The sequence below is a fragment of the Nocardia lasii genome, assembly GCF_042658545.1.
Lineage (GTDB): Bacteria > Actinomycetota > Actinomycetes > Mycobacteriales > Mycobacteriaceae > Nocardia > Nocardia lasii.
The window spans coordinates 535,773-549,123 of the sequence record NZ_JBHSQN010000001.1 but is presented as its reverse complement, the minus strand read 5'-3'; the positions used below and the strand labels follow the sequence as shown (position 1 = coordinate 549,123).

Here is a 13,351-nt window from a genome sequence, read left to right as displayed (position 1 = left end):
CGAGGGTGGAGTCCGGGTGTCATCAGGGCATTCCGGCGCGCTGTTAGAGTTACTAGGCATCTATCCGCCGATTCGGTTTGGAGCTTTCCCCCACAATGACTGAACAAAACGCTGGTGCAGGCGCTTCCTACGCTGCGGCGGGCGTGAGCATCGAAGCCGGTGACCGCGCCGTCGAATTGTTCGGACCATTGGCCAGGAAGGCCAGCCGACCCGAGGTGCAGGGCGGCATCGGCGGCTTCGCCGGGCTGTTCGCGCTCAAGGGCGGATACCGGGAACCGCTGCTCGCCGCCTCCACCGACGGCGTCGGCACCAAGATCGCCATCGCCCAGGCACTGGACAAGCACGACACCGTCGGGCTCGACCTGGTCGCCATGGTCGTCGACGACCTGGTGGTCTGTGGCGCCGAGCCGCTGTTCCTGCAGGACTACATCGCCATCGGCAAGGTCATCCCGGAGAAGGTCGCCGAGATCGTCTCCGGCATCGCCGAAGGCTGCATCAAGGCCGGTTGCGCGCTGCTCGGCGGCGAGACCGCCGAACACCCCGGCCTGATGGACCCCGACGACTACGACCTGTCGGCCACCGGCGTCGGCGTGGTCGAGGCCGACGCGGTCCTCGGACCCGACCGGGTGCGTCCCGGCGACGTCGTGATCGCCATGGGCTCCTCGGGCCTGCACTCCAACGGCTACAGCCTCGCGCGCAAGGTGCTGCTCGACATCGACCGCATGTCGCTCACCGGCTACGTCGAGGAATTCGGCCGCACCCTCGGCGAGGAACTGCTCGAGCCGACCCGCATCTACGCCAAGGACTGCCTGGCCCTGATCGCCGAAACCGATGTGCGCACCTTCTCGCACGTCACCGGCGGCGGCCTGGCGGCCAACCTGGCGCGCGTGCTGCCCGCCGGCCTGGTGGCCGAGCTGGACCGCGGCACCTGGAACCCGGCGCCGGTGTTCAAGCTGATCGCCCAGCGCGGTCGCGTGGAGCGCGTCGAGATGGAGAAGACGTTCAACATGGGCGTCGGCATGGTCGCCATCGTGGCGCCCGAGGACGCCGATCGCGCGCTGGCGGTGCTCACCGCCCGCCACATCGACTGCTGGACACTGGGTCAGGTCAAGAAGGCCGCCGACGTCGACGCCGAGCGCGCGGTGCTGCTGGGCGATCACCCCAGGTTCTGATCTCTTTCCACGCACGGAGCCGGGTCGCAGCTGTCTGCGACCCGGCTCACGTGTCTGTGGGGGTTTGCCCGGCCCGGCCGACGGTTACCCCATCGGGAGAGGGTTCGCCCTCTGGGTCGGCTCGGGGCGGTCGGGGCTCACGAGGCGACCAACACGACGAGCGTCCTGTGTGTGCACAGGACGCTCGGACGTGTATTCAGGTATTCGCTGCTACTGCGAGCTTGCCGCCACTGGGTCAGCGGCGCCAGCTGTCGTAGCCGTCGTCCTCGTCGTTCCACCGAGACGACGACTCGTCCGCATCGTGCTCATCGGACAGCACTGCACTACTCCTGGGTTGGGAGTAGGGCGAAGCATCGCTATCCGACAGCTCGCGCTGAAGGCTCGCGAAGTCGGTCGGCGCGGAGCTGTACTTGAGCTCACGTGCGACTTTGGTCTGCTTTGCCTTAGCCCGGCCACGGCCCATGGCTGACCCCCTCGCGTCACTGCGGGGCGGCCTGGGGTTTGTTGGCGGCCCCGTTCGAATTAATACTCTTCCTGACAGACACTTTAGCGTGTGTCAGACCGTCGCGCTCCCAGGAGTGGGTGAAGACCTGTCGAAGCGCCTCGGTTTGCCCCTTCTTCGCCCAGACCGCCCGGTCTCAGAAGACCCCCGGAATCGCCCGAACGACGCCGACTCTGGCGTCGCCGCCGAGCACCGCGGTGGCCGCCAGCGCGGTGTGCTCATCGGTCCACTCGACGCCGAGTTCGCGCAATATCGCCAGCGTCAGCGGCATCCGGGCCCGATCGTGACCGTCTTCGATCTTGTACGCGAAGGCCCGTCCATCGGGCAGCGCGCCCGCGTGGACACCGTCCGCGCCGATCTTGCAGAACAGTCCGGGGGTCGCCGACATGGCCAGAAGATCCGGGCCGCTCGTGCCCGAAATCACTCGCGGATTCGCTCGAACGGCATCGGCGATCCGGCGCGGCGCGGTGCCGGGCTCGGCCGTGGTGAACCCGGCGAAGGCGCGCGCGAGATTGACCAGCGACACGGGCACGATCGGCAGGCCGCAGCCGTCGATGCCCAGATCGGTTTCCGGTTCGCCGGTGACGTCGGCGACGGTGGCCAGGACCGCTTGCTGGAGTGGGTGGTCGAGATCGAGATACCCGGTGGTGGGCCAGTCGTTGATCGCGCAGGTCGCCAGCATCGCCGCGTGTTTGCCCGAACAGTTCATGTACAGCGGACTCCGGCCCGAACCGGTGAGCGCGGCGGCGCGGGCGTGTTCCTCGAACGGCAGGTCCGGCGGGCAGGCCAGGTCCGCCGGGGTGAAGCCGTAGCGGTCGAGCAGGCGCCGGACCAGCGCGACGTGGTCGGGCTCGCCGAAGTGCGAGGCGGTGGCGATGGCGAGTTCGTCGTCGTCGACCGGGTCGAAACCGTTGCGCAGCAGGGTCAGCGCCTGCATCGGCTTGTTGGTGGAGCGCGGGAAGATCGGGACGTGGACCTCGCCGAGTTCGACGGTGGGGGTGCCGAAGGGGTCGAGCACGACCACCGAACCGCGGTGCACGCACTCCCGGAAACCGGAACGGACCACTTCGACCAGTTCGACGCTCACGCTGTCCTCCTCGAACGGGTTCGGGCGGCGGACGACGGTCGAGCGCCGGAGGTCGGCATCGGGCCGGTCACGCGCCGACCCCGAATTCGACGGTGGTGGGGGTTCGGGCGTGGCGGTCGATCTGCCTCCGTACGTCGGCCGAGATGGTCGGCTCCTCGGTGCGCAGGCGTTCGAGCAGGGCCGGGTCGGCGCCGGTGAACAGGTCGCGCACGGTGATGCCGTGTGCGGGGACGTAGACGACACGGACCTCGTCGCCCGCGCCGATCGTGCCCTCGGTGAGCACGCGGAAGTAGGCGCCGGTATCGGAGCGAAGGGCGAAGCGCTTGACCCAGCGCGGCTCGCCGGACCACTGCTGGAAGGTCGAGCACGGGACGCGGGGCGCGCTCACTTCGAGCAGCGTGTCGCCGATGGCCCAGTGCGCGCCGAGCACCGCGTCGCTCACCGGCAGGCCGGTCAGGCGCAGATTCTCGCCGAACCAGCCCGCGGGGAGGTCGCGGTCGAGTTCCTCGGCCCAGCGGCGGGCGTCTTCCTCGGCGTAGGCGTAGACGGCCTGGTCGAGGCCGCCGTGGTTGGTGGTGTCGCAGACGTGGTCGCCGGCCAGGCCGAGGGCGGCTACGGGGATTCGACCGTCGACCGGGCGCTTGTCGATGGCGGTGCGGCCGACGCGGGTGCGCACCTCGATCTCGGCGTGTACGACGCACACGGCCTCGACGCGGCCGGTGTCGCCGACGCGCTGGATCGGGGGGTTCATCGCGGACTCGCCGGGGACGTGCGGCTGGCGGCCGATCGGCCCGACGGGGACGTGCGGCTGGTCGCCGAGTGGCTCGACGGGGATGTGCGGCCGGCCGCCGATCGGCCCACCGGGGACGTGCGGCTCGCCGCTGAGTGGCCCTCTGGGGACGTGCGGCCGCCGAGCCACGATCCCGACGGGCTCACCGCGTCGGCCTGCCCGGTACGTCCGATCACCGGCCACGCAACCGGTCGACTGCGGCGCGACCCGCCTGGACGGTGTCATCGGCCGGGACCGAGTCGGGGTCGATGGCGGCGGCCATGGTGCCGACCACCAGTTCGGTGTTCGCGGGGACCGAGCGTTTGACCAGGGCCAGTGCGATCGGGCCGAGTTCGTAGTGGTCGACGACGGTGCCGAGGCGGCCGACCGTGCGGCCGCCCGCCGTCACGTCGTCGCCGGTGACGGGGCGTTCGTCGGCCGAGCCGTCCAGGTGCAGCAGGACGAGATTGCGGGGCGGCTTGCCGAGGTTGTGGACGCGGGCGACCGTCTCCTGCCCGCGATAGCAGCCCTTGTTCAGGTGGACGGCGCCGTATTCCTCGGTGCCGCCGATCCAGCGGGCCTCGTGCGGGATGGTGCGTTCGTCGGTGTCGATGCCGATGCGGGGGCGCAGGGCCGCCACCCGCAGCGCCTCGTAGGCCCACATGCCCGCCGGTGCGGCCCCGGCGTTCGTGAGCTTGCTCCACCAGTCCGACAGGCCGGCGCGGGGGATCACGAGGTCGAAGGAGCCGTCGGGCATCGCGCGCAGGAAGCCGCCGCCGGGCAGTCCGTGGGCGGCGTAGGTCTCGGGCAGTTCGGTCAGGCCGAGGGTGTCGAGGAGGGTATCCACCCGGGGGCCGAGCAGGCTCAGCACGGCGTGTTCGGGCGCGGCCTCGGGTTTGGCGTCGGCCCAGAAGACCATCTTCTGGAGAAACGCCAGCAGTTCGGCGCCACGGTCGGCTTCGGTGTCGAGCCAGACGGTGCCGTCGAGGTCGGTGAGCACGAAGTGGTGCAGGATCCGACCGTTGAGATCGAGGTCGAGGCTTTCGGCGCTGCGCCCGTCGGGCAGCGTGGCGACGTGCTGGCTGGTGATGGTGTGCAGCCAGCTCAGGCGTTCGGCGCCGGTGATGGTCGCGACGAATCGATGGGAGCGATCCACGACCGCGACCCGCTCTACGGCAGCTTTCTGTTCACCGAACGGATCACCGTAATGCCAGGCGACCGCGGCGTCGGGAGTATCGGGAACACCCGCGACGGCACCCGGAGTATGGAGAACAGGACTGGGAGCGACGACCTGTGACACGACACCCACTGTAGGCGCGTCCGTCGATGCGCGCCGCACCTGGGCCGCGCCGTCGCGCGAGTCGCGTGTCCGATTCGGTGCAGCCGTAGGCATAACGGACCGATAACGCCTACGCTCGGCGCATGGGAGAACGGGTTCTTGTGACACTCGACGGGACGGTCGCCGACGCGAACGTTCCGTCGCTGTATGCCGACGACATCGGCGCATTGCGCGGCGATGGAGTATTCGAAACTATTTTGGTCCGCGACGGTGTCGCGACGGCGCTGGAATTTCATCTGGCGCGGCTGCGTCGTTCGGCGCAGGCGTTGGAACTACCGGAGCCGGGGCTGTCGCGCTGGCGCTCGGCGGTGGAGCTGGCGGTGAAGGAATGGGGCTCCGACGAGGAGGCGATGCTGCGGTTGATCTACACCCGCGGCCGCGACTCCGAATTCGACGCGCCCCGTTCGGAACTGGCGCCGCAGGAGCCGCAACCGACCGCGTACGTGCTGGTCTCGCCGGTGCCGGCGCGGGTCGCGACCGTGCGGGCGGAGGGTGTGAAGGTGATGTCGCTGGCGCGCGGCATCTCGGTGGATCTCGCGCAGTCGGCGCCGTGGCAGTTGCTCGGCGCGAAGACGCTGTCGTACGCGACCAATATGGCGGCGCTGCGATTCGCGCGTCGGATGGGTGCCGACGATGTGATATTTCACAGCACCGAACACAAGGTGCTCGAGGGTCCGCGTTCGACCGTGGTGATCGCGCGCGGAAAGGAACTCATCACTCCGCCGGCGAAAAGTGGTGTGCTGCCGGGGGTTACGCAGCGCGCGCTCTACAACGTGGCCGAGAAGGCGGGGTGGGAGTGTAAATATCGAACACTGTTCACCGCAGACCTTTTCGACTGTGACAGCATCTGGCTGCTGTCGAGTGTGACCTTGGCCGCCCGGGTGAATCAGCTCGACGGTATTCGCCTGTCCGCACCCGACAATGCTCAGGAGATCATCGACATGGTCGACCTCGGCATCGACCGGCCGGGGACCATCGGCGACTGGTGACCGCGCGGGGGCACGGGTGGGCGTGCCTCTGCGGTAACACCGCCCGTGGCGGTTGTCACCCTTGCTCGGGGGCGTGCTCCGCGTAGCATCTACTACAAGTTGTCGTAGTAGATCGGTGGAGGTCGGATGGACACCCTTGACGTCTCGCGGTGGCAGTTCGGGATCACGACCGTCTACCACTTCCTGTTCGTTCCACTGACCATCGGGCTCGCACCACTCATCGCGATGATGCAGACCGCCTGGGTGGTCACCGGCGACGAACGCTGGTACCGGCTCACCAAATTCTTCGGCAAGCTGTTCCTGATCAACTTCGCCCTCGGCGTCGCCACGGGCATCGTGCAGGAATTCCAGTTCGGCATGAACTGGAGCGAGTACTCCCGCTTCATCGGCGATGTCTTCGGCGCCCCACTGGCTTTGGAGGCGCTGATCGCGTTCTTCATGGAGTCGACGTTCATCGGCCTGTGGATCTTCGGGTGGACGCGACTACCGCGCCTGGTGCACCTGGCCACGATCTGGATCGTCGCGATCGGAGTGAACGCCTCGGCGTACTTCATCGTCGCCGCCAACTCGTTCATGCAGCATCCGGTCGGCGCCCGCTACAACCCTGAGACCGAACGGGCTGAGCTGGAAAGCATTTGGGCGCTGCTGACCAACAACACCACCCTGGCCGCCTTCCCCCACGTGGTCGCGGGCGCCTTCCTCACCGCGGCGACCTTCGTGGCGGGCATCGCGGGCTGGTGGATGGTGCGCAGCGCGCGCAGTGGCGATCCGGCGAAAGTCGAAGCGGCGCGGACGATGTGGCGTCCGGTGGGTCGCGCCTCGCTGGTGGTCGTCGCGATATCCGGTGCGGCCCTGATCTTCACGGGCGACATCCAGGGCAAGCTGATGTTCGAACAGCAGCCGATGAAGATGGCCTCGGCGGAATCGTTGTGCCACACCGCGACCGACCCCGACTTCTCCATCCTCACCGTCGGCACCCACAACAACTGCGACAGCGTGATCCACGTGCTCGAAGTGCCCTACGTGCTGCCCTTCCTCGCCGAGGGGAAGTTCACCGGGGTGACGCTGGAAGGTGTTGTCGACCTTCAGAAGTCGTACAACGAGCACTACGGGATCGGTGACTACCGGCCCAACCTCTTCGTCACCTACTGGTCCTTCCGCGCCATGATCGGACTCGCGGGCGGATCGGTGCTGTTGCTGCTGGCCGGCTTCTGGGTGACGCGCGGCGGTCGGGTGCCCGATCAACGCTGGTTCTCCTGGCTGAGCCTGCTCGCGATCCCCACGCCGTTCCTGGCGAACAGTTCGGGATGGGTGTTCACCGAGATGGGGCGCCAGCCCTGGGCGGTGGTGCCCAATCCCACCGGCGACCCGAACATTCGCATGACGGTCCAGCAGGCCGTCTCGGAGCACTCGGCGACGACGGTGCTGTTCTCGCTGGCGGTGTTCACGGTGCTCTACGGCGCGCTGGCGGTGGTGTGGTGCTACCTCATGCGGCGCTACGTGATCGCCGGACCCGACGAGCACAAACCCGCCGAAACCCCGGACAACGACCAACTTTCCTTCGCGTACTAGGAGCCGACGATGGGTCTGCAAGAGTTCTGGTTCCTGCTCATCGGCGTCCTGTTCACCGGCTACTTCGTGCTGGAGGGATTCGACTTCGGCGTCGGCATGTTGATGCCGATTCTCGGGCGGCGGTCCGATACGCGCAGGCGCGCCGTGCTCAACACCATCGGGCCGGTGTGGGACGGCAACGAGGTGTGGCTGATCACCGCCGCCGGCGCGCTGTTCGCGGCCTTTCCCGAGTGGTACGCGAGCATGTTCTCCGGGTTCTACCTGGCCCTGTTGCTGCTGCTCGTCGCGTTGATCCTGCGGGTGTGCGCGATCGAGTACCGGGGCAAGATCAACGACCCGACCTGGCGGGTCTGGTGCGATATCGGCATCGGGATCGGGTCGTGGATTCCGGCGCTGGTGTGGGGGTGGGTGTTCGCGAACATGGTGCGCGGGGTGCCGTTGAACGCCGAGAAACAACTGGTGGGTTCGGTCGGGGACCTGCTCAGCCCGTACGCGCTGCTCGGCGGACTCGCCACCGCCGTGCTGTTCGCCCTGCACGGCGCGGTGTTCCTGGTGCTCAAGACCGCCGGTGACCTGCGCGTCGACGCGCTGCGGACCGCCCGGTCGCTGGTGATCCCCACCGTCGCGGTGGTGGGTGGATTCGGACTGTGGACCCAACTCGCCTACGGCGCGGAGTGGACCTGGATTCTGCTCGCGACAGCGGTGCTCGGACTCGCGCTCGCCGCACTGTCGAATCTGGCCGGACGCGACGGGTGGGCCTTCGTCGGCACGACCGTCACGGTGATGTCGCTGACCGTGCTGATCGTCGGTTCGATGTTCCCGAACGTGCTGCCCTCGACCATCGACCCGCTCTACGACCTCACCATCTACAACGCGTCGTCCTCGCCGTATACGTTGAAGGTGATGAGCTGGGCGGCGGTGATCGCGACGCCGGTCGTGCTGATGTATCAGGGGTGGACCTACTGGGTCTTCCGGCAGCGGATTCGGGTCGAACAGATTCCGCCGCCGGTGGGTTTGCCGCTGAGCGGTAAAGGCTGAGCCACAAGGTCGGCCTCGTCTCGTCGGAAGTGCTCGCGAAAGGTCGGACGCGCTGTGTCGCAAGATGTATCGCAGGATGAAGCGGGACTGACGCCGAACGCCGCCGCCCCGGTCGCGGGCGACGAGGTGGGTCAGGCACGGGTCAGGCGCGGACCGATCGATCCGCGACTGTGGCGGTACGCGCGCACGGCCCGGCCGCACCTCGTGGTCGCCATCGCCTTGGCGTTGGTGATCACGGGGACCATCGTGGTGATGGCGATCATGATCGGACGGGTGCTCGCCGGGGTCATCACCGATCCGAACAAGCGCGAACTCGGCGCGTGGACGGCCGAACTGGTCGCGCTCGGCATCGCCGTCGCGGTGCGGGGGCTGGCGAGCTGGTGGCAGGCGCGGTTGGCGCATCGGGCGGGCAGCGCGGTGGTCGCCGAACTCGAGACCGCGGTGCTGCGGGCGGGCGCGCAACTGCCGCCACGCGAGCTCGACGCGCGACGCACCGAGCTCGCGGTGGTCGTCGGCAACGGGCTCAGCGGGTTGCGCGGGTGGTTCACCGGGTACCTGCCCGCGCTGCTGCTGGCCTGCCTGGTGCCCCCGGTCGTGCTGGTGGTCATCGCCCTGCACGATCCGACCTCGGCGCTGATCGCGGTGATCACGGTGCCGTTGATCCCGATCTTCATGGTGCTCATCGGGTTGCTCACCCAGGGGCGTGCCGAGGCGACACTCGCCGCGACCACCCGCCTGTCGGACCAGATCCTCGATCTCTTCGCCGGCATGCCCACCTTGCGCGCGCTCGGACGCGAGGGGGCCGACGGGCCATCGATGGTGAAACAGGTGCGGGCGCTCGGGGATTCGCTACGTCAGCGCACCATGCGGGCGCTGCGGATCGCGTTCCTGTCCTCGATGGTGCTCGAAGGGCTCGCCACGTTGAGTGTGGCGATCATCGCGGTGGCCATCGGGTTGCGGTTGGTGTTCGGGGAGATGCTGCTCTACAACGGGCTCGTCGCGTTGATTCTGGCGCCGGAGGTGTACTGGCCGCTGCGGGTGGTGGGGGAGAAGTTCCATGCGGCGCAGGACGGGATGGTGGCGGCGCAGCGGGCATTCGCGGTGTTGGAGCCGGAGCGTGATGGGCGGGACGGGTCGGCGCCTGTCGGCGAGGGCGTGGATATCGGTGCCGGGAAGGGGGCGGCGGGTGTGCGTGGATCCTCGGTCGACGGGGATCGTCGTGGGGCTGGGGCGGTCGCGCGCGCCGATGATGCGGTACCGGGCGGGCGCGGCGGAGATGTTCGAGTGCCCGAGTCCGTTCGGCGCGGCGGGGAGTCCTCGCGAATCATGGTGCGCGGCTTGAGTGTTGCCGCCCGAACGGGGACGGCGCCGGATCGGCTCACGGCGGAGTTGGCGCCGGGGTCGGTGACGGTGTTGACCGGACCGAACGGGTGTGGGAAATCGACTGCGGTGCAGGCGATTCTGGGGTTGATCGAACCTGACGCGGGGCAGGTTCTCGTCGACGGAGTCGATGTGCGCGAGCTCGACCCGGACAGCTGGTGGAGTCGGGTCGCGTGGCTGCCGCAGCGGCCGGTGCTGGTTCCCGGGACATTGCGCGAGAACGTGGAGTTGCTCAGTGCGGTGTCCGCCGACGAGCTCGAATTCATGAGTGTCGCAACAGGATTCGACCAGGTACTCGCGGAACTTCCCGACGGATGGGACACCACCGTCGGACAGCACGGCACCGGCCTTTCCCTCGGCCAACGCCAACGCCTCGCCCTCACCCGCGTCCTCGCCGCCCACCGCCAGGTCCTGCTGCTCGACGAACCCACCGCCCACCTCGACCCCGAGAGCGAGCAACGCGTGCTCACCACGCTGCGGGTGTTGGCCGATCGTGGGGCGACGGTGGTGGTTGTCGCCCATCGGCCGACGATTCTGGCGGTGGCGGATGTGGTGGTGCAGGTGGTCGCGGGGGTTGAGGAACGTGCCGATCGAACCGAGCCGGAGGTGGTCTCGTGAGCGTCGTGGACGGGCACGATCGAGTGGGCGTGGTGCGTGACGAGGGGTCGGGATCGGATCGGTCGAGCGATGGTGACGCGCGTCGGGCGGACAGCGGTCGGGCAGCCGGTCACGATCCACGCGGGCAGAACCCCAGCGGTTCGGGTCTTCGAGGTGTGGTGCGGGACCTGCGCGAGATGTGGCGACTGCTGGAACTCTCACCCGGACGCGTCCTGATCGCCATCGCCTGGGGTGTCGCCGCACTCGGCAGCGGGCTCGGGCTGGCCGCGCTGGCCGCCTGGTTGATCGCCCGCGCGTGGCAGATGCCGCCCGTGCTGGATCTGAGCGTCGCCGTCGTCGCGGTGCGGGCACTGGGCATCTCGCGCGGACTGTGCCGCTACCTCGAACGACTCGCCACCCACGATGTAGCCCTGCGCGCGATGACCAACGCCCGCACCACGGTCTACCGCACCCTCGCCCAGTCCGACGTCTGGTGGTGGCGGGAGCGCAATGTCGGCACGTCCCCGGGGAACTCGGTGCGGAAGCGTGCTGTACCCGAGGGTGACGTGCCCGCCGCCGTCACGGTTGGGGACAACTCGGTGGTCGGTAGCCCGGAGGTGACGCCCGGGGATGGTCGGACCGGTCCGGACACGGCGCCTGGTCGTGCGTTGCGGCGGGGGGACGTGCTCGTTCGGATCGGCACCGATATCGATGATCTCGGGGCCGTGGTCGTTCGCGTGCTGGTGCCCGTGGCGGTGGCGATCGTGTTGTCGCTGGCGGCGGTGGGGATGATCGCGATCATCTCGCCGACGGCCGCGGTGATTCTCGCTGTGGCGCTGGGGGTTTCGGGGATCCTCGCGCCGTGGTTGTCGGCGGTGGCCGCGCGAGAGGCCGAGCGGGCTGGTCGGGTGGATCGGGCCGAGTTCACGGCCGAGGCGGTGACGGTGTTGGATCACGCCGCCGAACTGCGCGTCGCCGGTCGACTCGACGCGGCGATCACGGTGGCGGACAAGGCATCCCAGCGCGCGGTGGCGGCGGAGGATTCGGCGGCCTCGCGTAGCGCGTGGGCGGCCGCGGCGACCCCGCTGTCCATCGGCGTCAGCGCGTTCGGCGCCCTGCTCGTCGGCGTCGCCGCCTACGGTCCGACCGGCGGCCTCCCCGGCGGCATGACCCCCATGGCCCTCACCATCCTCGTCCTGGTCCCTCTCTCCGCCTTCGAAGCGGTAGCCGCTCTGCCCGCCGCCGCCACCACCCTCACCACCTCCCGCGCGGCCCTCCACCGCCTCCAAAGCCTGAAGACCGCCACCACCCCCGCCGATCTCGGCGGGAAGTACCCCGGCAACGGCGAGCCGGAACTACCGGAGGGACGACGGGTGGTCGTGGTGGGACCCAGCGGAGCCGGTAAGACGACCTTGCTGATGCAGTGGGCCGGGTTGTTCGACACCCCCCGCGACGGCGTCACGTTCTTCGCGGAAGACGCCCACCTGTTCGGTACGTCGATCCTGGAAAACCTCCGCGTGGCCCGCGGCGACCTCACCGCCGAAGAAGCCGAAAGTGCCCTGCGCGCAGTAGGTCTCACCGACTGGCTGGACTCCCTCCCCAACGGCATCCACACCCCCCTCGCCGCAGGCGCGGCCGCAGTCTCCGGCGGCCAACGCCGCCGCCTCCTCCTGGCCCGAGCCCTCATCTCCCCCGCCCACACCCTCCTCCTCGACGAACCCACCGAACACCTCTCCGCCACCGAAGGCGACCAACTCCTCCGCGACCTCCTCGACACCAACAGCGGCCTCGTCACCCCCGACCGCACCGTCGTCGTAGTCACCCACCAACTCCCACCGGACCACCACGCCGACACGATCGTCACCATCGACGCCGCCGGAACCTAGAATCGAAGAAACAGTGTTGAGAATCGATGCCCCCGAGCGGGTGGAATCCGCCGCCGGCTGGTTTCCGGTCTACTCCAGGCGTGAGTAACCGGCCGGGTTCATGAGTTGGTCGGTGGACAGGCCGCGAGTCTCGGGGGTCGTAATCCTGCCACGGGCACGGCGGATCGCGCGTTCGCCGCGGGTCTCACCGGGAACATCAGGGGATCGGTCGGTGCACACGTCAGCGGCATCGCGCCTGAGCAGGTCCAGCAGGTAGGCCGGCAAGGACTGGCCAGCCTGAGTCGCATGTTTCTTCACCGCGACGAGGACATCTTCTGGAACGTCGCGAATAGTCACGGCTGTCATGGGCCGATGCTAGCTGAATCGCATACGCGCAGGTCAGGGTCGCAATTAATTCCGTTGCCGACCACATCTGGCAGGGCTAGATTCTTCAGTACACAAGAGAGGAGGTGGTCTGAAGAATGTATGTTCAACGGATGCGTGAGGTGGCTGCTCGCTAGCAGCTCCACTGCGGGAATCCCCCAGCGGTGCTGAGAGCGAATCCCAAGCAGGTACCCGACCCCCGAGCCCCCGGACGATCCGACCGGGACCACCGCGTTCACCGAACGCGACGGTATGGCTCGGGGGTCGCTCCTGTTTCGGCGGGCGTAGTCGCGGGAGGTAGCGTCGGCGGGAGATAGCGGAGGTGTGTGTGACGGGCTGGGTGGACTTGTGGGACGGGCGGTGGGGTCTTCCGCTGTTTCTGGTGGTGGTCGTTGTCGGTGGCGGGGCCGTACTGGGGGCGTTCGAGGTCTGGGATCAGGGGCGGTGGGGGCTGTTCGCGGTGCTCGTGCTCGTGGCGCTCGTGTGCGTGCTCGCTGTCGCACCACGGGTGCTGCTGGAAGCGTGGGCGCATCTGCTGCTTGTCGCCGTGGCGCTGTCGTGGCTGCTGCGCCTGTTCCCGCGAACGCGCGCCTGGGGCCAACGGATGCGTGAGGCTGTTCGCTAGCGGCGTGCCGGGGGGAACGCGAAAGGTCCGCC

At 68.6% G+C, this 13,351-nt stretch carries 12 protein-coding genes; 7 read left to right on the top strand and 5 right to left on the bottom strand.

The window, feature by feature from the left end; genetic code table 11:
• Positions 1-95 precede the first annotated feature (95 nt).
• Positions 96-1,172: a phosphoribosylformylglycinamidine cyclo-ligase gene (gene purM / locus ACFP3H_RS02460; protein ID WP_378598827.1), complete on the top strand. Its 1,077-nt coding sequence runs from the start codon at positions 96-98 to the stop codon at positions 1,170-1,172.
• Between the two features lie 235 nt (positions 1,173-1,407).
• Here purM and ACFP3H_RS02455 read toward each other — a convergent pair whose 3' ends face one another.
• The 4 genes from ACFP3H_RS02455 to ygfZ form a co-directional block, all read right to left on the bottom strand.
• Complete coding sequence (locus tag ACFP3H_RS02455) at positions 1,408-1,635, bottom strand: DUF3073 domain-containing protein (RefSeq protein ID WP_378598824.1); 228 nt, start codon at positions 1,633-1,635, stop codon at positions 1,408-1,410.
• A gap of 175 nt (positions 1,636-1,810) precedes the next feature.
• Positions 1,811-2,761: an asparaginase gene (locus ACFP3H_RS02450; RefSeq protein ID WP_378598822.1), complete on the bottom strand. Its 951-nt coding sequence runs from the start codon at positions 2,759-2,761 to the stop codon at positions 1,811-1,813.
• 67 nt (positions 2,762-2,828) lie between these two features.
• Positions 2,829-3,512: an MOSC domain-containing protein gene (locus ACFP3H_RS02445; protein ID WP_378598819.1), complete on the bottom strand. Its 684-nt coding sequence runs from the start codon at positions 3,510-3,512 to the stop codon at positions 2,829-2,831.
• Between the two features lie 211 nt (positions 3,513-3,723).
• Entirely contained in the window at positions 3,724-4,830 is a 1,107-nt protein-coding gene (ygfZ, locus tag ACFP3H_RS02440) for a CAF17-like 4Fe-4S cluster assembly/insertion protein YgfZ (protein WP_378598816.1), read from the bottom strand.
• Positions 4,831-4,952: 122 nt separating this feature from the next.
• Here ygfZ and ACFP3H_RS02435 point away from each other — a divergent pair, with 122 nt between their 5' ends.
• The 5 genes from ACFP3H_RS02435 to ACFP3H_RS02415 all read left to right on the top strand — a co-directional run bounded on the left by ACFP3H_RS02435 (position 4,953) and on the right by ACFP3H_RS02415 (position 12,331).
• Entirely contained in the window at positions 4,953-5,858 is a 906-nt protein-coding gene (locus ACFP3H_RS02435; RefSeq protein ID WP_378598813.1) for an aminodeoxychorismate lyase, read from the top strand.
• 126 nt (positions 5,859-5,984) lie between these two features.
• The gene (locus ACFP3H_RS02430) at positions 5,985-7,430 is read left to right on the top strand and encodes a cytochrome ubiquinol oxidase subunit I (protein ID WP_378598810.1); all 1,446 of its coding nucleotides are present in this window, start codon (positions 5,985-5,987) and stop codon (positions 7,428-7,430) included.
• A gap of 9 nt (positions 7,431-7,439) precedes the next feature.
• Positions 7,440-8,468 carry a cytochrome d ubiquinol oxidase subunit II gene (gene cydB, locus ACFP3H_RS02425; RefSeq protein ID WP_378598807.1) on the top strand — a complete coding sequence of 343 codons (1,029 nt, stop codon included), beginning with the start codon at positions 7,440-7,442 and terminating at the stop codon, positions 8,466-8,468.
• 126 nt (positions 8,469-8,594) lie between these two features.
• Complete coding sequence (gene cydD, locus ACFP3H_RS02420) at positions 8,595-10,466, top strand: thiol reductant ABC exporter subunit CydD (RefSeq protein WP_378599625.1); 1,872 nt, start codon at positions 8,595-8,597, stop codon at positions 10,464-10,466.
• 176 nt (positions 10,467-10,642) lie between these two features.
• Positions 10,643-12,331: an ATP-binding cassette domain-containing protein gene (locus ACFP3H_RS02415; protein ID WP_378599622.1), complete on the top strand. Its 1,689-nt coding sequence runs from the start codon at positions 10,643-10,645 to the stop codon at positions 12,329-12,331.
• Positions 12,332-12,400: 69 nt separating this feature from the next.
• Here the strand turns inward: ACFP3H_RS02415 and ACFP3H_RS02410 are convergent, their stop codons facing one another.
• Entirely contained in the window at positions 12,401-12,676 is a 276-nt protein-coding gene (locus tag ACFP3H_RS02410) for a FitA-like ribbon-helix-helix domain-containing protein (RefSeq protein WP_378598804.1), read from the bottom strand.
• A gap of 400 nt (positions 12,677-13,076) precedes the next feature.
• Between ACFP3H_RS02410 and ACFP3H_RS02405 the strand changes: the two genes are divergently transcribed.
• Positions 13,077-13,319, top strand: coding sequence for a hypothetical protein (locus ACFP3H_RS02405; protein ID WP_378598801.1), 243 nt, complete (start codon positions 13,077-13,079; stop codon positions 13,317-13,319).
• The last annotated feature ends 32 nt before the right edge of the window (positions 13,320-13,351 follow it).

Excerpts from the sequence above, each read along its gene's own strand:
- ACFP3H_RS02415 (WP_378599622.1), top strand. The coding sequence starts at position 10,643 with ATGTGGCGACTGCTGGAACTCTCACCCGGACGCGTCCTGATCGCCATC.
- ACFP3H_RS02455 (WP_378598824.1), bottom strand. The coding sequence starts at position 1,635 with ATGGGCCGTGGCCGGGCTAAGGCAAAGCAGACCAAAGTCGCACGTGAG.
- ACFP3H_RS02445 (WP_378598819.1), bottom strand. The coding sequence starts at position 3,512 with ATGAACCCCCCGATCCAGCGCGTCGGCGACACCGGCCGCGTCGAGGCC.
- purM (WP_378598827.1), top strand. The coding sequence starts at position 96 with ATGACTGAACAAAACGCTGGTGCAGGCGCTTCCTACGCTGCGGCGGGC.
- cydB (WP_378598807.1), top strand. The coding sequence starts at position 7,440 with ATGGGTCTGCAAGAGTTCTGGTTCCTGCTCATCGGCGTCCTGTTCACC.
- ACFP3H_RS02430 (WP_378598810.1), top strand. The coding sequence starts at position 5,985 with ATGGACACCCTTGACGTCTCGCGGTGGCAGTTCGGGATCACGACCGTC.
- ACFP3H_RS02410 (WP_378598804.1), bottom strand. The coding sequence starts at position 12,676 with ATGACAGCCGTGACTATTCGCGACGTTCCAGAAGATGTCCTCGTCGCG.
- ACFP3H_RS02435 (WP_378598813.1), top strand. The coding sequence starts at position 4,953 with ATGGGAGAACGGGTTCTTGTGACACTCGACGGGACGGTCGCCGACGCG.